The organism is Desulfocicer niacini, from assembly GCF_054657595.1.
Map to the genome: position 1 here is coordinate 1 of NZ_BAAHYK010000068.1, position 20,016 is coordinate 20,016.

Consider the following 20,016-nt stretch of genomic DNA (forward strand, 5'->3'; position numbering starts at 1 on the left):
CCATCCTCTTCCTCATTGTTCAAAGGTTGTTTTTTCTTGTCAGGCAAAAAAATAAGACATTGTAATAACACTGTAAAATGGATTTTTGGGATAGCTTCAGAAATTGCCAAATAGTAGATGACTTGAGATGAGAAAATCACAAATGTGCGCATCAATGGCTTCGGAATTTAAAAAAAACGAAGGCGAGGATCCGGGGGGGATTTATGGATGAAGAAAAAAACAGATGTGGTATTTTAAAATGATGACGTCCATGACGCCGCTGCAATTTCAAAAACGATTGTGAATTAATATTACTGCCCCGATTCCGGATTTCCTTGATGTCGGAGCGGATCTTTTTGATGATAGCCAGATCCAGACACCATGCTCACCCTTTCAAAGAGTGGGGGGATGAGGGGGCTTTCTTCATATGAAACAGAATCTTTTTTTAGATTTTGTTGTGTTCGTTCCCAGTCTATCTTTTTCAAGATTTTTATTAGGTCTTTTTTGGTCAGATCTTTTTTTGAATTGGTCTGTTTCGTCATCATCGGTGCCTTGTCCTTATATCAAGGGGCTGCCGACCCGGAGTGGGACCGGCAGCCGCATTTTTTAACCGTTCACAGAAAAGCTGGAGTCTTGATTGATTTCTCTTTTTCTGGAGAAAAAGCCCACGTTGATTGTGTGGTCAAGGTATTTGAACTTATAATGGAACGGTTCTTTGTCGTGATCCAGACCTTTCTCACAGGCATCGATGAGTTCAGCCATCATACGTCCCACAACCGGAGCGTTTTTATACTGGTTCCCGCTGGTTCCAACCGCCATATAGAACCCGTCGAGATCGGATTTGTCGTAAATGGGGATCCAGTCATCGGAAATGTCGTATAGATCCACAACCCCTTTGGGTTGGTTTGGAACCTGCAGAGAAGGGACCCGTTTGGCCCATCGATAGCATTGCGCTTTCCACTGCTCTTCGGTTAACTGATTGTCTTTTCCGTGTCCGCCTTTTCCTGCATAAAATTCATCGGGATCCACAATCACTCTTTCGTCACACTCGGGATCTTCAGATCCGATGAGGAACATGTTCCCCACTTCGGGTCGGGTATAACATCCCACATCGCCGTCAGACATATGGTACCCGTCATCAAGATAGTTGTAATCTTCCGGTGAGGGGCAGTACATCACCTCGTGACGAAGAGATTTTGTTTTGATGTTACAACCTTCCCAGACCCCTTCCGCCAGCTGATTGACTTTGTATGAGTGGGGGCCGGCCGCATTGACAACAACAGGCGCATCAATCTGAGTGCCGTTTTTCAATGTGATTCCGACCACTTTTCCGCCCTCGCTTCGAATTTCGGTCACCTCTGCATTGAACTTAAACTCACCGCCTTTGGCCTCCGCCGCTCTCATGATGTTATGAGCGGAAAGGGCCGGATCGTTCACATACCCACCTTCGGGGCAGAAGATACCGCCTTCCAGCATCTTGACGGGTTCCTCAAAAAATTGGGGATCTTCAGGGCGGCGTACCGGCCAGAATTTGTGAAGATCTGCAGGGGGAACTTTTTCTTTGATGGTGTCATTGTCCCACTCTTCATATTGCACGCCCACGGCATCGTAATGTTTCTGCACTTTTTTCCAGTCATGCCCTTCGGATTTGAGAAGGATGGATCCGGTATTCATGTACTTGGCCAGGCCTTTCTCGTCTTTGGCATCGCCCAGATAATTTTCCCAGTCCAGCCAATATTTGAATCCTTCGTAGGCAAGCGCCACACCGTCTTCAGTGGAGTAGTGGGCACGGACAATGGCACAGGATCCCGCGGTGGAGCCTTCTCCGGCATCGGGAAGTTTGTCCACGCTCAGGGTCTTGTAGCCCATTTTGCATAGTTCGTAAGCGATGGGTGCTCCGATAACACCCGTACCAATGATGATGGCATCGTATTTCTTGTTTGTGGTCATGATCATCTCCTTAATTTGTGTTTTTGTTCTCCACTTCCTGTGAAAGAGGGAATGGAGAATGGTAGTGTATTTGCAAAGTTCCCGCGGTTAGTTATTCGATGTATGATAACTGTTCATATTTATTTCTTGAGATAAATATATAGATCCATTAGAATTAGTAAAATTATTTAAAACATCGACAAGGATTAGTTAAAATAATGTTACCGGATTTTAATCGATTAAAGGTCTTTTATTATATTTACCGAACAGGGAGTGTGGTTGCAGCGGCAGATGAGCTGTGCCTGACCCAGTCCGGTGTCAGTCAGCATTTGCAAAAGCTGGAAAGTGAAATCGGGGTACCGCTATTCACCCGGTTGCATAAAAAATTGATTCCCACCAATGGCGCGGATAATCTTTTTACTATTGTGTCAGCATTTATCGAGAATTTAAGTATCGGGGTAAAATCGATTTGTGATCACCATGAAAAACCGGTCGGTCACATCAAAATCGGCGGTCCCATGGAGTTCAGTCGTAATTTTTTTTTGCCGTTTCTGGCTGGTTTCCAAAAATTGTATCCGGCTGTCAAACTATCACTCCATAGCGGAAACCCGGCAAAGTTGTTGAAGCAGCTCTACGACGGAGAGATCGATATGGCCTTTATCGATCTTTTCAGCTCCACGGAAAAGGGGCAGTTGATCGGGAATTTATCGGCATATACCGCGAAATCGATGTTTGAGGTGGAGTTACTGTTGACGTGTTCGAAACAATATTACGACAGGTATGTAAAAGAAGATCATTCATATACGAACTTGATGAAATGCGCGTATGTGTCATACGCAGAGTACGGGTTGGAACTGAAGAGCTGGTTCAAGCACCATTTTAACCGTATTCCGACCCAGTTGAATATCAAGTTTAAAGCGGAAGATATGCCCACTTCCATCCTGTGGGTGAAACATCATATGGGGCTCGGTATTGTAGATGGATATTGGGTGGCGGATTTGATCGATCAGGGGGAGATCATGCCGATTACCACGGATCAGCCGCAGATCATGAATCGGATCTCCATGATGCGCCTTCAGGGAAAACCGATGTCGGCATTGGAGACTGTTTTTCTCGACATATTTCACGATCATATGAAGCAGCAACAATGGACCCGACGGGTGAGTTATTTGGAAAGGTGAATTCATAAACTAATTTAATTATTATAATTGGTTGTGTATGCAACCAGCATAAAAAGCGACAAGCCAAACATATTTAAAAGAGGGGGGTAAAATGGTCGAAATCAAAAAAAACTATTGCGGGCTTTGCCATCTGCGCTGCGGCACATTGCTGCACATTGAAGACGGCAAAATAATCAAAGTGACGGGAGATCCGGACCATCCGGTCACCCGGGGCGTTATCTGTGAGCGGGGCAGACTGATGCCGGATCATGTCCACCATCCCCAGCGTCTGAACTATCCTTTAAAACGGAAAGGTGAAAAGGGTGGGGGGCAGTGGCAGAGACTGACATGGGATCAGGCTCTGGATGAGGTGGCGGAAAAACTGTCCAACCTCAAAACCCGATATGGTGCCGAAACGTTGGCCTTCACCCACGGAACCAAGCGGACCTATCACTGGGACTGCCGCAGGTTCTTTAACCTTTTTGGTTCCCCCAGAACAATATCTGCATGTGCCCGAGCTACGCCACGGAATACGCCACTTACGGGGGCATGATCATGCCCGGCCGTGTTGAGGCCTCCTGCATTGTCCTCTGGGGCGCCAATCCATCCAATTCCAATCCTGTCGGGCTCTATCCCGAACTGATTCGGGCAAAAAAGCGGGGGGCTGAATTGATCGTGGTTGAACCCCGACGCACCAAAGAGGAGGAGATGGCGGATCTCTGGCTTCAGATTCGTCCGGGCACGGATGTAGCCCTCATGCTGGGCTGGATCCGTCTGATCATTGAGGAAGATTTGTACGACAAAGCGTTTGTGAAAAACTGGACCATCGACTTTGAGGATTTGAAAGCTGCGGCAGCAGACTATTCCCCTGAAAAAGTGGCCGAGATTACCGGCATCCCTGAAGCGCTTGTGGAAAAATCGGCCCGCATGTATGCTGCTGCCAAACCCGCAACCTTTCCATGGGGGTACGGCTTAGACAAACAGGGGATCAATTCCACCCAGTGTGCCAGAGCCCGGGCAATCTTGCGAGCCATTACCGGCAACCTGGAAGTTCCGGGCGGGGAAACGATTAGCATGGCCGGGGATATCGGTAAAATCATCAATTGGGAGGGCCTTGAGATGAATGAGGCCATCCCCGAAAGCTAGCGGGCCAAGCAGCTCGGCGCCGACCTCTATCCCTTTTTCTGATTTCTCGGATGGGAGTTGAACCAGGCAGCCAACAAAAAGCTGCCCGAAGGCTACTTAGCCGCTCCGGAAGCCTGGCACTCGAACCTGGCCCATGCCAGAGAAGTGCTGAACGCCATGATCACCGGAAAACCGTATCCCGTAACAGCCGCCATCTCCCTGGCCAGTATTCCGATTCTCTCCTTTGCCAACACCAAGCGGGTGTTTGATGCATTGTAATCCCTTGAGCTCTACGTGGTTATGGATTATTACCTGACCCCGTCTGCTGCCCTTGCCGACTATGTGTTCCCGGCCTCTTCCACTGTGGCGCAGCCGGAACTCTGGCTGACCAGAGATTTCTGCATGGCCTGTCCCCAGGGAATAGAGCCCCTTTTTGAGCGCCGTAACAGCTATGACTTCTACCGCGGTTTAGGACTTCGTCTGGGACAGGAAGATCACTGGCCCTGGGAAACCATGGAGCAGGTCTATGATCACTGTCTTTCACCCATCGGGTTGACGTTCAAAGCGTTTTCCGAACAGTACGGTATTTTCGGAAAACGGGAGTTTCGCCGTTACGAAAAATTCGGATTTGATACGCCGTCAGGCAAAGTGGAGCTAAAGTCCTCGATCTTTGAAAAATTGAACCTGCGGCCGCTTCCGGTCTACCGAGAATCCATCTTGAGCCCTGTGGAATGTCCTGACTTAGCCCAGGCGTATCCCTTTATTCTCATCACAGGGAGCCGCTTTAAACCGATGTATCATTCCGAGCACAGGCAGATCGAAAAGGCCCGCAAAAAACATCCCGATCCCGTTGTCACGATCCATCCGTCCACTGCAGAAGAATTAGGTCTTGCCGTCGGCGAATGGGCTGTCAGCTCTACGCCGTTGGGGAAGATACGCCAGAAAGTCCGGGTTTCGGATGCTATCCGGGAGGATATGGTGGACCTGCAGCACGGATGGTGGTTCCCGGAGAGTGACGAAAAACTGCCTCATCTTTTCAGAACCTTCGAGTCCAACGCCAATATCCTCTGCCCGGACGACCACGAGTTCTGCAGTCCGGAAACCGGGAGTTGGCCCCACTCTGCACTACGCTGTAACATTGAGAAGGAAGATCGAAAGTGATCATATAAAAATTTCAGGATGACAGTTTTTTGGTGGTGTCCCAAATCTGTTGATTTGATGCGGGAGAGATCTGTCTGCTCAGTGTTCTCAAAGTGTCATCCACAGGTCTGGGACACTACCAGTTTTTTAGTAATTTCGGCGACATGTTTTCCCTGAAAACGGGCAATTGCCAACTCGTTTTCGGAGGGTTGCCGACTCCCATCGGTACCGGCCAAAGTACTCGCTCCATATGGTGTGCCACCGGTGATTTCATTCATATTTGTCAATTCCGGACAAGCGTAAGGAACACCGACAACAATCATACCATGATGGAATAGTGTGGTGTGAAAAGAAGTGATGGTCGTCTCTTGACCGCCATGCTGTGTACCGGTGGAAATAAAGATACTGCCGACCTTCCCGACCAACTGTCCGGAAGCCCATAATTTCCCGGTTTGGTCAAGAAAGTTGCGCATTTGCGCACACATATTACCAAAACGTGTCGGCGTCCCAAAAATGATGGCATCATATTCTGATAACTCTTCGACGGATGCCAGTGGTGCAACCTGATCCAGTTTTGCACCTGCCTGTCGTGCGGCGTCTTCCAACATCAATTCAGGAACACGCTTAATCGTCACGTCGATCCCATCAACGCTGCCGGCTCCTTCAGCCACAGCGTTCGTCATCGTCTCAACATGACCATACATACTGTAATAAAGTACAAGAACTTTTGTCATAGTGCCCCCCTTTATATTGAAATTACAGAAACATTCTCTACAGATTGATGAGTTTGATATGTTTAATTCACTGCATCATGCGTAAAGAATCTGATTATCTACATTAAGACGGTTTCAAAAATTTGCAACTCTAACTTTTGATTCAGCACATTTGAAAAAGATAACTTGTTGAAAGTATTTAATTTAATTTTTTTTATGCTCAACAAGTCCGATTCAATAAAATCAGGTATTTACAAAAACTGTCCGAAGTGTTGACTTCATGAGCGTACAAAAAATATCAGATGCGAAGCATTTAATGTGTTGATATATGTTCCGGAAGGTCACGTTGTGTGATGGATAGGGCAACGATTTCCACGATAGGCTTTTGCAAGCCCACCGGCGGCGGTCTCGCGATAGAGGGAGGGCAGCGCTTGCCCTGTCTCTTTCATGACAGCCACCACATCATCGAAGCTGATCTTGTGAATCCCGTCGGATAGCAGCGCAAAATGACAACAACTGAGGGACCGGGTTGCCGCATGGGCATTCCGTTCAATGCAGGGAATTTGAACCAAACCACCCACAGGGTCACAGGTCAGCCCCAGATGATGCTCCAAACCCATCTCAGCGGCATACTCAATCTGCCGGATGGAGCCCCCCATGATCTGCGTCGCGGCGGCGGCTGCCATCGCGCACGCGGTCCCCACTTCGCCCTGACATCCCACTTCCGCACCGGAGATGCTGGCATTGAATTTTACGACATTGCCCACCAGACCGGCCGTGGCAAGGGCTTTGAGCATATCTTCGCGAGACGGCTTTAATGTCTTGAATAGATGGTACAACACAGCGGGAACAACACCGCAGGCACCGCATGTTGGCGCCGTCACTATCGTCCCTTTGGTGGCATTTTCTTCAGAGACCGCATATGCATAAGCTGCGATGAGGCCATTGGTTCTCAAATCACTTTTGAGCATTTTTGATTTGGTGTGAATGGCCTTGGCTTTTCGATGCAGGCCAAGACCACCGGGAATAACTCCTTCCTTGCCCAATCCCCTCTCTAACGCGCGGATCATGGTATCCCACACGTCGCCCAGAAAGTCCCGGATGCCAACGCCCTCACAATGATCGACGTATCCCCAGAATGATTCGCCACTTTCAAGAAAATTGCCGAGAAGTGCTTCCATGGTGGTTAACGGATAGACAGTATCCGATGACATTGAATCGACCTGATCCGATGCCATAAGTGCTCCGCCCCCGATACTGTACACCTCCCATTGGCCGCAACACCGCCCGGTTGAATCCAATGCGTCAAACTGCATGCCGTTGGGATGGTGGGGAAGTGTCTCGTCCTCTTTCCAGATAATGTCAAGGGGCCGGGGATGGATCGCCTCCTCAATGGCTTTATCAGTCAAATGGCCTTTTCCCGTTGCGGCAAGACTTGAAAAAAGTGTGATCCGATATTGGGCCGCATCGGGATACATTTCCAAAAATCGATGGGCGGCACGGCTCGGTGCCATGGTGTGGCTGCTGGAGGGCCCCAGCCCGATACGATACAGTTTTTTTAATGAATCCATTGGCATATCATCCGACTTATCTTCGTTTCTTTTTTCCGATTTTCTTGCTCTTTTGGCAAGAAAATCGGAAAACCTTTTTAATTCCGGCTTGTCCGGCTCAGGCTTCAGTTGGCAGGGTTTTCCTTTTCAAAGGCTCTCATGAATGCCACCAGCTTCTCTACGCCCTTGACCGGAAAGGCATTGTAAATGGACGCCCGGCAGCCGCCGATGGACCGATGTCCTTTCAGACCGTTCAACCCCACTGTTGTGGCTTCGGAAATGAATTTAGCCTCCAGCTCTGCAGAAGGAAGATTAAATGAGATGTTCATATCGGACCGAGACGATTTCTCTGCATGGCCCCGATAGTAGTCGGTCTCGTCTATTGCGCTGTAGAGCAAGGCGGCCTTCTCTTGATTGATCTTCTCCACGGCAGTGACACCCCCTTGTTTTTTCATCCATTTCAACACTTCGCCAACGCCGTAAATGGAAAAACAGGGCGGTGTATTAAACATGGAATCTTTGTCTGCATGGTTTTTATACCGCAGCATGGTGGGCACCCCTTCAGGGGTTCTATCCAGCAGATCCTCTCGAATGATTACCACCGTGACACCGGACGGCCCCAGATTTTTTTGGGCACCGGCAAAGATGATGCCGAAATTGCTCACATCCACTTTTCGGGAAAGAATATCCGACGACACATCGCAGACCATCATTTTATCCGTCTCCGGAAATGCCTTGTACTGGGTTCCGTAGATGGTATTGTTGGAGCACAGATAGAGATATTCGGCTTCGGGATCCACACGGTACTCATCCGGTGTGGGGACCCGGTTGAAAGTGGTCGACTCACTTGAAAAGGCCACATCGACCTCGCCAAAGAGTTGCGCTTCTTTGATCGCCTTTTTTGTCCAGGTTCCGGTATTTAAGAAAGTTGCTTTCTTGCCGGGTCCCAACAGATTCATGGGCACCATAAAAAATTGGCTGGATGCACCGCCTTGAAGAAATAAAACTTTGTAGTTATTTGGAATCTCCATCAACTCCCGAAGCAGGGCTTCAGTTGTTTCAGCAATAGCCATGAACTCTTTTGACCGATGACTCATTTCGACAAGGCCCATCCCGACATTTTGATATTCACAAATATCCGATGAGGCCTGTTCAAGCACTTCCACAGGCAATGTGGCAGGTCCGGCACTGAAATTAAAAACACGTTCAGACATGATTTTTCCTTATTTTCCCGTTCGCATCAATCATCAATTGATAGTATATTTTATTTAAGGTGATTTGCATAAACGATCATACCAGATGATTAGAAACAAGGGCGAATAATAATTCGCCCCTACACCCGTTTAAATCACCCTATCCCGATAACTATTCATCCATCAGATAGATAGGCTCGGCGTAATATCTTGCCTGATCTTTGGAGAGTTTTTCCATGACCAGATCATAGAGCCACTGATTTTTTTCATCCAGCGCTTTATCCGATTTGAGGTATTCGAAATCGGCATTGAGACGCATGACACGCCCCGGAATGATGAATCGGGTGATTCCGGCCGGTACCACATGACCTGCATCGGCAATTTGAAGCACCTGTTCCAAGGTCAATACCGGGAAAAGAACAACCCCGGTCAAGTCCGGAAATTCAGCGAGCAGTGCGTCGATATCGTCATGAAGCGTTCGGGTCACATGGCTCGCCTGAATATAGGCATCGGTGAGTTTGTTCAACGCTTCCAAGTGATTGACGCCGGCCATTGGTTGAATGTGGTAAATGGTTTTATCGACGGTCTGCAGGAAACAGAGCCCGCCGTGCTCCACCATTTCGGCCTGGACCGATTTCTGATCACTTTTGACGATACTGATTTCAGGAATTTCGCCCAACAGTTTCAGCAGTGCATCGACATCGATCTTTCGTATGGCATGAAACCAGGTATCCAGTGAAAATTTTTCAGGATCTTTCATCACCTGAACAATAATGTGAGGATACCCCAATTTTTTAAATGCCGCCACGCGCGTCGCACCGTCCAGCACCACGTAATACTCTTTGCAGGGCGTTACGATGGGTGGATTGGTGAACACATCCGATGCATTGAGCTTCTCGATGAGATTGTCCACCCGCCGGGGATCGGTCAGCTCGTGAGGGAACACCTTATCCATGGGAAGCACCATCAGATCCAAAGGATTTTCCGGCGCGGATTCAACCAGAATATCCAGTATCTGTTCCACAATCGTCACGGCGGCTGATTGCTGGGCGTCATCGGTGCTGGCGGCGATATGGGGCGAAACAATCACTTTATCATGAGCCACCAGGGGATTATCCACGGCAGGCTCAACCTTGAAAACATCCAGAGCTGCGCCGGCAATACGCTCTTTGTTCAGCGCATCGAGCAGTGCCGTTTCATCCAGTACGGTTCCCCTGGCCGTATTGATCATATAAGCAGTTGGCTTCATATGAGAGATGAGCTCTTTTCCCACAAAGTCGTCATTTTCCGGTTTTCCTGGAATATGCACGGAGATAAAATCAGAGGTGCTGAACAGGGTTTTCAAATCCACTGTCTCCACTCCCAGTTTTGCATTTTTCTCTGGAGTGGCTCGCCGCTGGGAGACCTGGACGTTCATTCCAAAGGCAAGCGCTCGGGAGGCGACCTGTCTGGCAATTCGGCCAAAGCCCACAAGCCCCAGAGTTTTACCGGCAAGACCCGTGCCCATCAAATTCTTTTTTTCCCACCGACTCTCCTTCAGTGAGGCATTGGCCCGTGGTAAGTGTCGGATTAGAGCAAACATCAGTCCAAATACGTGCTCGGCCACGGCAACGGAATTGGCATTGGGGCTGTTGACCAGGGCAATCCCTCTCTCCTTGGCCGTCTTTACATCAATGCTGTCGAGCCCTGCACCGGCCCGGCCGATCACTTTCAGGTTGGTCGCTTTCTCGATGACCGCTTTGGGAAACTTGGTGGCACTTCGTACGACTGCGGCATCATAGTTTGGTATGATCTCCATCAGCTGCGACTCGGTCAATCCGGGATTAATGTCCACTGTGCAATGCGTTTCCAGCATATCTATACCGATTTTCGCGATGGGATCACATATAATGACTCTGGGGTTTTGACTTTCCGTATTCATGATTTTATCTCCAAAGGGCATGGCGATCTCACAAGGGCGAATAATAATTCGCCCTGCAGTCGCTCAAACCAATAATTTTATTCCTGCAAATCACCTTAAAGACCGGTTCTTTACGATATATCCTGGAAATCTGGAAAGGACCTTGAGAAAGCGGTCACTTCCTCCTTCATGGCTGCGATTTTTGTCTCGTCATGACGATTTTTCAGTACCTGATCGATAAAATTGGCAATGGTCTTCATGGCGGCTTCATCCATCCCTCTGGATGTCAGTGCCTGGGCACCGATGCGGATTCCGCTTGTAACTAAAGGATTTTTTATCTCAAAAGGGACGGTGTTTTTGTTTACGGTAATACCGGTGCGATCCAGAACCGTCTCCGCCTCTTTACCGGTAATATCGTTTTGGGTCAAATCCACCAGCATCAAATGATTATCCGTTCCTCCTGAAGTGAGATGGTATCCCTTTTCAATGAGGGATGCCGCTAATGTTTTGGCATTGGCAATCACTTGAGCGGCATATGCTTTGAACCCATCCGTCTGCGCTTCTTTAAACGCCACAGCTTTTGCCGCAATGGTATGGCATAACGGTCCTCTCTGAATGCCGGGAAAAATTCTCAAGTTCAGTTTTTGAGCCATCTCTTCATTGCACAGGATCAAACCGCCACGGGGACCCCGCAGGGTTTTATGGGTGGTGGAGGTGACAAAATGAGCGTGGGGAACCGGATTGTTGTGTAATCCCGCGGCAATCAGTCCCGCAATATGCGCCATATCTACCATGAGCAGGGCATCGACTTCATCGGCAATTTGACGGAATGTGGCAAAATCGATCTCTCTGGGATAGGCGCTGGCACCGGCCACAATCATTTTGGGGTGATGTTTCAGTGCCTGATCCCGCACCATGTCAAAATCGATGCGCTGGCTCTCTTTATCAACACCGTAAAAAACGGTGTTGTACAGCAGTCCGGAGAAATTAACCGGAGATCCGTGGGTGAGATGGCCGCCGTGGGTCAAGTCCATTCCGAGAATGGTGTCCCCAGGGTTAATTGTGGACATGTAAACCCCCATATTGGCCTGTGATCCCGAATGGGGCTGAACATTGGCATGTTCTGAGCCAAAAATGCTTTTGGCCCTTTCAATGGCAAGGGGTTCTGAAATGTCCACATACTCGCAGCCACCGTAGTATCGTTTGGATGGATACCCTTCAGCATATTTATTGGTCAATACGGAACCGGCGGCTTCCCTGACTCTGGGGGAAACAATGTTCTCCGATGCGATCAACTCCAAGTTGTCCAATTGACGCTGTTTTTCTGAATCAATGGCAGCATAAAGTTCCGGGTCAAACGTTTTTATGGGGTTCATTTTTTCTCCATGTATCTCAATTTATCCAATCTTAGGCCTACTGCTGAACATCGTGTTTACTACTTTCATTGCGCATTTTTATGGCTAATAACGGCCATGTCAGACCGAGCTGACACAACAAATCATGAAAGCACGAGAACCTGTAACGGTCGGGACTTTCATATACACAGCCATGATTGCTTAATGCATCACAACGATGCGTAAAAGCATCTATATATCAATACCTTACATGGTATTTCCAATAAAAACTTCCATGAAAAGCATGATGATATTCAGCTCTCTTATAATGAATGAAAGTTATTTAGTAATTTTGATTCAATTATATTAAATTGAACATACCGTCAATATTTTTATTTTGATTTTATTTTTTCAAAAAAAATATTGCAAATAAATTATAATAACATCAATATATGAACGATAAAGCTTTAAGTGTTGTTCAAAAAACATACCAAATGAATTTTTGGTATGAAAAAGTGTGTTTTTACTATGGAATGACTATAAAAATATCAATGAGTTTATTTGGAATTATTATAAGATATTGAAATAAAAGAATTTTTATTTGTCGATGTGATTCGTCGACAAATACGATCTTTTTTAAGAAAACAAATATTATAAATAATGTGTCAAATATTTTTAACGAATAGAAAATTTCTTTTCGAAAATATTTTTTCATCTTCTCAATACCGGCCATGTGAGACCTCTCTGACGCAACAAATCATAAAAGTCCGTGAACCGACAACTGTCGGGACTTTCATGTAAATCGGTGTTGCTTTCCAAAAGGCCTTGCGGATATAAAAGCGTATTTCGGGCCATGAATAATTGAATAGTATAGGGATTTTCATTTTTATGTTTCAAAAGCAGTTAGTTATGGAAAAGTCCGCCCGAAGGGCGCTAAGTTCAAAAAATCAGCAAATACGGATTAAAATCGAGGTAACATATGGAAATTGAGCTCTTTGAGATACGCAACTTTTTTTTCTCTCACCCCCCATTCAGAAACCTGCCCGGCAAGGTGGTGGACGACATGGTGCCTCACATCCGTGTGGCTTACTTCCAAAAAGGTGCCATGATCCTTGAAAAAGACCATGAGACTCAGGCTCTGTACGTCATTCGGAAAGGTGCGGTGGAAATTTTCAGAAGCAGCGGGGAGCTGCTCACCCGTATGGGGGAAGGGGAATGCTTCGGCCAGTTCGCCCTGATGCGAAGAAAAAAGGTTCGGTATCCTGCCAAGGCCATAGAAGACACTCTGGTTTACCTCATTCCCGACGATATCTTTCAAACGCTTTGCTACGAACATGACCGGTTCGCAGATTTTATGGAGGAGGATCACAGTCTCAGACTGAAGGTGGCATTGGAAGATGTCGACCAGCAGGCCCGGAATCCGCTGATGGTATCAAGGCTTGTCACGCTGCTCCATAGTGACATCATTACGGCATCTCCGCAGGTATCGCTTCAGGAGGCGGCCGGGATCATGACCCAAAACAAAGTGTCCTGCCTGGTGCTGGTGTCAAAAACCGCAACAGAGCACGCCATCGCCGGTTTGATCACGGACAGAGATTTAAGAAGACGGGCCATTGCCAAAGGCCTTTCCCTGACCACGCCGGTATCCCAGATTATGTCCAGGGAGGTCATCACGCACCAGGCCCGGGACTTTGCTTTTGAGGCCATGCTCACCATGATGCGCCATAATCTCCATCATCTGCCCATTCTGGACAGGGACAAACCGATCGGGGTCATCACCGTATCCGATTTGATCCAATACGCCTCCTACGGCTCAGTCTTCATTGTGGGGGATATCCGGCGCAAAAACAGTGTGGATGAACTTGCGGCCATGGCACCCGGTATCCGTCGGCTTTTTGTTCACCTGGTCAATGAGGCCGCCAATCCTCATACCATCGGCACAGCCATGGCCCGCATCGGCGTCAGCATTTCTCAGCGGTTGCTCCAGCTGGGTGAAAAAAAACTCGGCCCGCCTCCGGTACCCTATTGCCTTCTGGTTCTGGGGGCCATGGCCAGGGATGAGCTCACCTTAGTGGCAGACCAGGACAACGCCTTTGTCATTGATGATGCCTTTGATCCGCAACAGCATGACGATTACTTCATGGCACTGGCCGCGTTTATGAGCGACGGGCTCCAGCAATGCGGCTTTTCCTATTGCACCGGCGGCATCATGGCCACAAATCCCAAGTGGCGACAACCCCTTTCCATATGGAAATCCTACTTTACCCGTTGGATCGACCATCCGGAACCCGAGGCGTTGCTTCATGCCTCCATTTTTTTCGATCTTGAGGGGATTTACGGAGAAACGGGATTTGCCCGGGTGCTCAGAGAACTCATTCGGGACAAGGCAAGTCATAGTCCTAAGTTTCTCTCAAGCCTGGCCAGGAATGCCTTGCTTCGGAATCCGCCCCTGGGGTTTTTTCGTAAATTCGTATTGGAACCGGACGGAGAGCATAAAAACACGTTCAACCTGAAACGTCGGGGCACTGCGCCCATCAGTGACTTGGTCCGGGTCCACGCCCTGGCCTGCGGTGCCACAGCCTGCAACACGGCAAATCGTCTCGAGGCAATCAAGCAGACAAATCTGCTGACCGAAGGGGTCGGTGATGATCTTCTGGATGCTCTGGAATTGATCTCCACAGTCCGCATCCGCCATCAAGCCCGGAAGGTGGAAGACGGCAGAGAACCGGACAACAACGTCAGCCCGGAACGGCTCTCGGCATTTGAACGCCGCCATCTCAAGGATGCCTTCACGGTGGTGTCCCAGGCCCAGGCGTTTCTTCGATTCAGGTATAATGCCTCCCGAACGCCCTCTTCGGTGCCTGAAAGAGGGACTAAAAGCCGGAAAGATCACAGGAAATAGCCCATGTTCGGTATTCGAAAGGCACTCGCCATTGATGACCGGATTAACTGGAAACGCCGCTGCAACGGTCTGGCATATGAATGCCGGGATCTGCGGCTTAAAAAGTTCTACAAGGCGTTTACGGTGACGCCCGACACGCCATTGAACCGGGTGGCGTTTCTGGCGCTGGACTTGGAAACCAGCGGTCTTGACTCGGAAAGAGATCAAATTTTGAGCATCGGGTTTATCACTCTATCCTGGAACCGGATTTTTTGTGACAAGGCGCGTCACCGGATCATCCGCCCAGATGAGAATCCAAAGAATACCCAAACGACCATCCACGGAATTACCCACAGTCGTCTAGAAGGTGCCCCCGGTTTTGAAGAAACCTTGAGCCCTATATTAAACGCCATGGCTGGAAAGGTCATGATTGCCCATTACGGCCGGATTGAAAGGGAATTTCTCAACAGAACCACCCTGAAATTGATCCATGAACCGCTGATATTCCCGATGATCGACACCATGGAGCTGGAATCCAGAAAACACCCGGTTTTTCGTCCCAATATCATTCAGCGCTGGATGGGAAAAAAGAAGAGCCCCTCTTTGCGGCTGTCCCACTCACGGGAGCGGTACGGGCTGCCCAGATACCGTCCCCACCACGCGTTGACGGATGCACTGGCCACAGCCGAGCTCTTTCTGGCCCAGGTGGCGGATCAATTTTTTCCGGAAACACCGGTGGGGAAATTGTGGCGGTAATTGATTCAGGGAAATATAAAATAGAGGATATGAGAGGGGGCGGGATAGAGCCAACCACCCAGCCTGTAAAACTCAAAACAGGCAGGGTGGTTGGTACATAATATATTTCTCTATGAGAGGACAGGGTCGCTGCTTATTCGCATTTTCTGCATTTCATGGTGCAACCCCATGACAAGACTGACTAGCATGACGTTCATAACGGCAGTAAAGGGCAGTCCGACAGTCACGGCGACGGCCTGGATGGCACCCAGGGCGTCGGCACCGCCGCCCACGAGCAGACAGGCGGCGATCAAGCCTTCAAGAAAGGCCCAGAAGACCCTCTGTTTGACCGGAGCATCCACCTTGCCGCCGGCGGTAATAGCATCTATAACCAATGAGCCTGAATCCGACGATGTGACAAAGAATACAAGTACTAGCACAATACCGATAAAAGAAGTGATGTTGGTCAAGGGCAGGTTGTTAAGCATCTGAAACAGGGCCAAAGAGACCTCACCAAGACCTTTTTCGGCCAGTACACCGATGCCGTTCTGGATCTGGTTCAAGGCGTTACCGCCAAACGCCTGCATCCAAAACAGGGTCAGCACGGTTGGCACGATGAGGACTGCTGACATGAATTCGCGGATGGTACGGCCTTTTGAAATTCGGGCGATGAACATTCCGACAAAGGGGGCCCATGAGAGCCACCACGCCCAGTAAAAAACCGTCCAGCCTTTGTAAAATTTATCATCAGCCCGGCCGATCCAGTTGCTCAGGGGCAGTATATATTCGGCATAGGCGGTGGAGGTGGTCAAAAGGCCGGAGAAGAAGTGAAGAATAGATCCGGCCACAATGGTAAATATCAACAGTGCCAGGGCAATTCCCATATTGATGTTACTTAAAACTTTGACGCCGCCATCAAGTCCCCTGACAACCGAAATGGTGGCCGCTGCTGTCACAAGGGCAATGATGATCAGCTGGAGCCCGAGGGTGTTGTCAATGCCGAAAATAAAATGAAGGCCGCCGGCTGCCTGCTGGGCTCCGAATCCCATGGATGTCGCCAAACCGAAAATAGTGGCCACGACTGAAATCACATCGATGATATGACCGGCCCATCCCCAGGTTCTTTCGCCCAACAGCGGAAAGAAACAGGAGCGAATGGTCAAGGGCAGGTTTTTGTTAAAGGTGAAAAAAGCGAGCGCCAGTGCCACGACGGCATACATGGCCCAGGGGTGAAGGCCCCAATGGAACATGGTGGCACCCATGGCTGCCCTGGCCGCCTCTGGCGTCTTGGCCGCCACGTTCAAAGGGGTTCCCCACCAGTCCGTGTAGTAGGCCACCGGTTCCGCCACACTCCAGAACATCAGGCCAATCCCCATGCCGGCGGCAAACAGCATGGCAAACCAGGACATTCTTGTAAATTCAGGCCTGCACTCCTCCCCGCCCAGGCGTATTTTCCCCACAGGCAAAACAATCATGGCAATGCAGAATAGAACAAACACATTTCCCGAGATCATGAAGAACCAGTCAAAATTTTGAATGGTCCAGGATTTTGACCCATCGAACACCTTTTTGGCTTCCACCGGGTTCATCAAAGTTAAGATGATAAAGACGATGACAAGCGTTGCTGCAATGAAGAACACCGGACCGTGAAAGTCCATGCCCCATTTTTGTGTGTTGTCCTGACCGACTACGTAATCGGTATCGAATCTGTCTCTCATGACACACTCTCTCCCTTCTGATAATTGTGATTTCTTAAGGAATGGATACGAAATCACTTTCCCATTATGAGGGCAGAGATTAAGTTATAAAAGTTCCCCAAATGCCCATAATGGAAAAAATGATTTAATATCGACTTCCTAAATGAGTTGATGCTCTTAATGAATAAAGATTGCATTGTATTTATGAACAAAATAATCCAATTCAAAAAGACACATCAAATAAAGCATGATTTAATGATAAATTCCATAATTTTTTTTAAAAAAAAATGAAATTTCATCAAAAATATTTAAAAAATTGCAGAATTTCACAATATCAGGGAATCATGTCCCCTCGTTTGATTTTCTCGATGACGGTATCATTGATATCCGGGAAGTAGAGTTTTTTCTTTGCCGCGCTGTTCACTCGTTCCTCCCATTTTAGAAAGGCATCCACATTGCGGAGGGTATGTTCGGCATTCTTCGGCCCGCCTTTTTCGGCAATTTCACGAATTCCTTCCATGGTTTCCGGATCCGATGGAAAATAGAGGGGAATGACGCCTTTATCTTTTGGTGCCTCATTGAACAAAGTGAGATTCTTTCGTTCCCGCTGGCAATCCTCTTCAAATTTCTCAAGGCTGAAAAAGTTGAGACGTAAGTTCTCAATAAGTCCGGGCAAAGAAGGCAAGAGTCAATGAAATCGAGTCACAGCTCAACAGACAATTGCAACGCTTTAATGGTGATGATATCAGAGAGATCAGGAATCTCATTTGCGCCGGACAATCGATCTTTGAGGTATTCCCAGAAAGAGATTTTGAGCTTGCGGCAAGTTTTTTTCAAACGTTGTGAACGTATCTCTGCATTGTCGTCCCAGATCACTTCTGGTCGACCCGCTGATTTTTCGGCGTTTGACATATTTTGTATGTCATTTTCACTGAGATTATTATGAAGAGGAGTATCCGGGAAATCCAGTACCCTGAGTAATTCCCGCTTATTCCGGTGAATGCGCTTCAAAGCATTGTTCAAGGAGGCAAAACAGGTCTTTTTAGTGAAAATTTTATCGAATTTAGCCTTAATGACTGTTTTTTTCTCATTACCCGGCTGTGCTTTGAATTCTTTGAGAGAGGCATATAATTCCCATATTTCAGCCCGAATGTCCTGTACAGCCTGTTTTTGTTCTTCTGTGAGGCCAATAAGCTTGTTGATGAGACGTTCGGCATGGACCCAGCAAAGCGCATGATTCAGGATATTGAATTGGCCGGCATCATCGCTGATAATGACCATGTCGAGATTGAAACCATGCGCGACCAGACTGCCGATCAATGCACCTTCAGTAATAATTCTGATGTGACGTACCTTTTTAATACCGAGTGTTTTGAGGCAGTCCAACCAGGCATCATCATTTTCAAACACGCTCAAAAATCGAGTGGTGATAAGGATGAGGGACTCCTTGGGTAACCCCTGGGAGATCATATATGACAGAGCACTTGCATTGATGACATATTCTGTACGCCCGGCCTGCAATATTTTGAGAAAATTGATCCTGGTTTTGGTCTCAGTGCTGTGAAAGGTGGCAAAAAAATCGTTTTCAACATGGGTGCAATAGCCGTTTTTGGTTTTATGCCGTGCAGCGGTATCATCGACATTGATATGCGAGGATACAGAAAGGCCTGTATCAAGGATGTCGTTTTTCTCATCATGAAAGAGTTCATGCCCTTCAATGAGAATATTGCTCAGTTGCCCTGCGGAAATCTCAAACCCCATATCATGCAATGCTTCCAGCAATATGGGTTGTGTGACATGGCAGTGATAATGCTGGTAAAGGACAAATCGTTTGAATTCCAAATCGAAATGCCCGCCGTTCAAATTTTCTGGGAGTTTTCCGGTGAATGAACGGCCATCCGGGGAAACCCATCTTTCCAGTCGATATTTGATATTGAAAGGTTCAAGCCGGAGTCCCTGGACCACAAAATCATTATACCCTTTAAAGGTGCTCCCAAGGGGGAGATCTTCAGGTGCAATTTTGATGGTCTCATGTATTTTCAGATCTTTTGTTTTATGACGTTTGGCAGAGCCAGGCCGCTTGCCTTGTGTTTTAGATTTGTTTTTGCGCCGGGATTCAAGGCCGGAAGGCTTAATTTTTGGTTTGGGTTTTTGTCCCTTAAGGCGTGCAATTTCATCACGGAGAGCCTGGTTTTCCTCAGCAAGCAGGTTGAGATATTCCAGGAGCATCAAAACCAGAGGGGTTTGCTCTTCTACAGGAATGTCTTCAATTTTAGGAATTTTTACAACCATGAGAGCTCCAGTGCATGAAATTTTACAACTATTATTTGATACAATATAATAAGAACGATTCAGTTTGGTTTCAAGTTTTTGTGGTTGTAAAAAATCAGTGATTGCCCGGACTTATTGAGAACTTACTTATCCCGGAGTCAACCACCTGAAAAATAAGGCAGTTAAAATTTTTACTCCCCCAAAAAATGGGGCGTTATACCGGACATCAGCTCATAGTTGAGCATATCTTTTTATATGTTCCACGGGTATTGGTGCGCAGTCAAGTGCGCAGTGCTGCCTTATGCGAACAGGGGGGGCATGATCAAGAAAATAATTTCAGAATGGCAGAAGACGGCACCGCCTCTGTCTGGTATAAAGCCATGCAGGTGAAACGATGAACACAAAGGAG

At 47.9% G+C, this 20,016-nt stretch carries 16 protein-coding genes; 7 read left to right on the forward strand and 9 right to left on the reverse strand.

Annotated features, from left to right (window positions below; translation table 11 throughout):
• Positions 1-585: 585 nt before the first annotated feature.
• Positions 586-1,929 (reverse strand): NAD(P)/FAD-dependent oxidoreductase, encoded by a 1,344-nt coding sequence (locus tag ACYQ2M_RS22860; RefSeq protein ID WP_459918714.1) that lies wholly within the window; start codon positions 1,927-1,929, stop codon positions 586-588.
• A 197-nt stretch (positions 1,930-2,126) separates the two neighbouring features.
• On the opposite strand from ACYQ2M_RS22860, the gene ACYQ2M_RS22865 reads away from it, so the two are divergent.
• From ACYQ2M_RS22865 to ACYQ2M_RS22885, 5 genes are all read left to right on the forward strand, one after another.
• Positions 2,127-3,089, forward strand: a complete 963-nt coding sequence (locus tag ACYQ2M_RS22865) for a LysR family transcriptional regulator (protein ID WP_459918715.1) — start codon at positions 2,127-2,129, stop codon at positions 3,087-3,089.
• A gap of 91 nt (positions 3,090-3,180) precedes the next feature.
• Positions 3,181-3,621 carry a molybdopterin-dependent oxidoreductase gene (locus ACYQ2M_RS22870; protein ID WP_459918716.1) on the forward strand — a complete coding sequence of 147 codons (441 nt, stop codon included), beginning with the start codon at positions 3,181-3,183 and terminating at the stop codon, positions 3,619-3,621.
• Complete coding sequence (locus tag ACYQ2M_RS22875) at positions 3,576-4,214, forward strand: molybdopterin-dependent oxidoreductase (protein WP_459918717.1); 639 nt, start codon at positions 3,576-3,578, stop codon at positions 4,212-4,214. The genes ACYQ2M_RS22870 and ACYQ2M_RS22875 overlap by 46 nt, the downstream gene beginning before the upstream one ends.
• A 57-nt stretch (positions 4,215-4,271) precedes the next feature.
• Entirely contained in the window at positions 4,272-4,472 is a 201-nt protein-coding gene (locus ACYQ2M_RS22880; protein ID WP_459918718.1) for a hypothetical protein, read from the forward strand.
• 21 nt (positions 4,473-4,493) lie between these two features.
• Positions 4,494-5,354 (forward strand): molybdopterin dinucleotide binding domain-containing protein, encoded by an 861-nt coding sequence (locus ACYQ2M_RS22885; RefSeq protein ID WP_459918719.1) that lies wholly within the window; start codon positions 4,494-4,496, stop codon positions 5,352-5,354.
• A gap of 95 nt (positions 5,355-5,449) precedes the next feature.
• Here ACYQ2M_RS22885 and wrbA read toward each other — a convergent pair whose 3' ends face one another.
• The 5 genes from wrbA to glyA form a co-directional block, all read right to left on the reverse strand.
• The gene (gene wrbA / locus ACYQ2M_RS22890) at positions 5,450-6,067 is read right to left on the reverse strand and encodes an NAD(P)H:quinone oxidoreductase (protein WP_459918720.1); all 618 of its coding nucleotides are present in this window, start codon (positions 6,065-6,067) and stop codon (positions 5,450-5,452) included.
• A 320-nt stretch (positions 6,068-6,387) separates the two neighbouring features.
• Complete coding sequence (locus tag ACYQ2M_RS22895) at positions 6,388-7,617, reverse strand: L-serine ammonia-lyase, iron-sulfur-dependent, subunit alpha (protein WP_459918721.1); 1,230 nt, start codon at positions 7,615-7,617, stop codon at positions 6,388-6,390.
• A gap of 104 nt (positions 7,618-7,721) precedes the next feature.
• On the reverse strand, positions 7,722-8,810 hold the full coding sequence (gene serC / locus ACYQ2M_RS22900; protein ID WP_459918722.1) for a 3-phosphoserine/phosphohydroxythreonine transaminase: 1,089 nt from the start codon (positions 8,808-8,810) through the stop codon (positions 7,722-7,724).
• Positions 8,811-8,961: 151 nt separating this feature from the next.
• A complete protein-coding gene (locus ACYQ2M_RS22905; RefSeq protein ID WP_459918723.1) occupies positions 8,962-10,710 on the reverse strand; it encodes an NAD(P)-dependent oxidoreductase in 1,749 nt (582 codons plus the stop codon).
• A 110-nt stretch (positions 10,711-10,820) separates the two neighbouring features.
• Complete coding sequence (glyA, locus tag ACYQ2M_RS22910) at positions 10,821-12,065, reverse strand: serine hydroxymethyltransferase (protein ID WP_459918724.1); 1,245 nt, start codon at positions 12,063-12,065, stop codon at positions 10,821-10,823.
• Positions 12,066-13,002: 937 nt separating this feature from the next.
• Here glyA and ACYQ2M_RS22915 point away from each other — a divergent pair.
• Together ACYQ2M_RS22915 and ACYQ2M_RS22920 are read left to right on the forward strand one after the other, a co-directional pair.
• Positions 13,003-14,925, forward strand: a complete 1,923-nt coding sequence (locus tag ACYQ2M_RS22915) for a putative nucleotidyltransferase substrate binding domain-containing protein (RefSeq protein ID WP_459918725.1) — start codon at positions 13,003-13,005, stop codon at positions 14,923-14,925.
• Between the two features lie 3 nt (positions 14,926-14,928).
• Entirely contained in the window at positions 14,929-15,660 is a 732-nt protein-coding gene (locus ACYQ2M_RS22920; RefSeq protein WP_459918726.1) for a 3'-5' exonuclease, read from the forward strand.
• Positions 15,661-15,770: 110 nt separating this feature from the next.
• Here the strand turns inward: ACYQ2M_RS22920 and ACYQ2M_RS22925 are convergent, their stop codons facing one another.
• The 3 genes from ACYQ2M_RS22925 to ACYQ2M_RS22935 all read right to left on the reverse strand — a co-directional run bounded on the left by ACYQ2M_RS22925 (position 15,771) and on the right by ACYQ2M_RS22935 (position 19,628).
• Positions 15,771-17,357, reverse strand: coding sequence for a BCCT family transporter (locus ACYQ2M_RS22925; RefSeq protein ID WP_459918727.1), 1,587 nt, complete (start codon positions 17,355-17,357; stop codon positions 15,771-15,773).
• A 313-nt stretch (positions 17,358-17,670) separates the two neighbouring features.
• The gene (locus tag ACYQ2M_RS22930) at positions 17,671-18,012 is read right to left on the reverse strand and encodes a hypothetical protein (protein WP_459918728.1); all 342 of its coding nucleotides are present in this window, start codon (positions 18,010-18,012) and stop codon (positions 17,671-17,673) included.
• Between the two features lie 26 nt (positions 18,013-18,038).
• Positions 18,039-19,628, reverse strand: coding sequence for an IS66 family transposase (locus ACYQ2M_RS22935; protein WP_459918729.1), 1,590 nt, complete (start codon positions 19,626-19,628; stop codon positions 18,039-18,041).
• Positions 19,629-20,016: the final 388 nt, after the last annotated feature.

Bases quoted from the DNA above. Each gene is read 5' to 3' on its own strand.
- ACYQ2M_RS22860 (WP_459918714.1), bottom strand. From the start codon at position 1,929: ATGACCACAAACAAGAAATACGATGCCATCATCATTGGTACGGGTGTT.
- ACYQ2M_RS22865 (WP_459918715.1), top strand. From the start codon at position 2,127: ATGTTACCGGATTTTAATCGATTAAAGGTCTTTTATTATATTTACCGA.
- ACYQ2M_RS22870 (WP_459918716.1), top strand. From the start codon at position 3,181: ATGGTCGAAATCAAAAAAAACTATTGCGGGCTTTGCCATCTGCGCTGC.
- ACYQ2M_RS22875 (WP_459918717.1), top strand. From the start codon at position 3,576: ATGTGCCCGAGCTACGCCACGGAATACGCCACTTACGGGGGCATGATC.
- ACYQ2M_RS22885 (WP_459918719.1), top strand. From the start codon at position 4,494: ATGGATTATTACCTGACCCCGTCTGCTGCCCTTGCCGACTATGTGTTC.
- wrbA (WP_459918720.1), bottom strand. From the start codon at position 6,067: ATGACAAAAGTTCTTGTACTTTATTACAGTATGTATGGTCATGTTGAG.
- ACYQ2M_RS22895 (WP_459918721.1), bottom strand. From the start codon at position 7,617: ATGGATTCATTAAAAAAACTGTATCGTATCGGGCTGGGGCCCTCCAGC.
- serC (WP_459918722.1), bottom strand. From the start codon at position 8,810: ATGTCTGAACGTGTTTTTAATTTCAGTGCCGGACCTGCCACATTGCCT.
- ACYQ2M_RS22905 (WP_459918723.1), bottom strand. From the start codon at position 10,710: ATGAATACGGAAAGTCAAAACCCCAGAGTCATTATATGTGATCCCATC.
- glyA (WP_459918724.1), bottom strand. From the start codon at position 12,065: ATGAACCCCATAAAAACGTTTGACCCGGAACTTTATGCTGCCATTGAT.
- ACYQ2M_RS22915 (WP_459918725.1), top strand. From the start codon at position 13,003: ATGGAAATTGAGCTCTTTGAGATACGCAACTTTTTTTTCTCTCACCCC.
- ACYQ2M_RS22920 (WP_459918726.1), top strand. From the start codon at position 14,929: ATGTTCGGTATTCGAAAGGCACTCGCCATTGATGACCGGATTAACTGG.
- ACYQ2M_RS22925 (WP_459918727.1), bottom strand. From the start codon at position 17,357: ATGAGAGACAGATTCGATACCGATTACGTAGTCGGTCAGGACAACACA.
- ACYQ2M_RS22935 (WP_459918729.1), bottom strand. From the start codon at position 19,628: ATGGTTGTAAAAATTCCTAAAATTGAAGACATTCCTGTAGAAGAGCAA.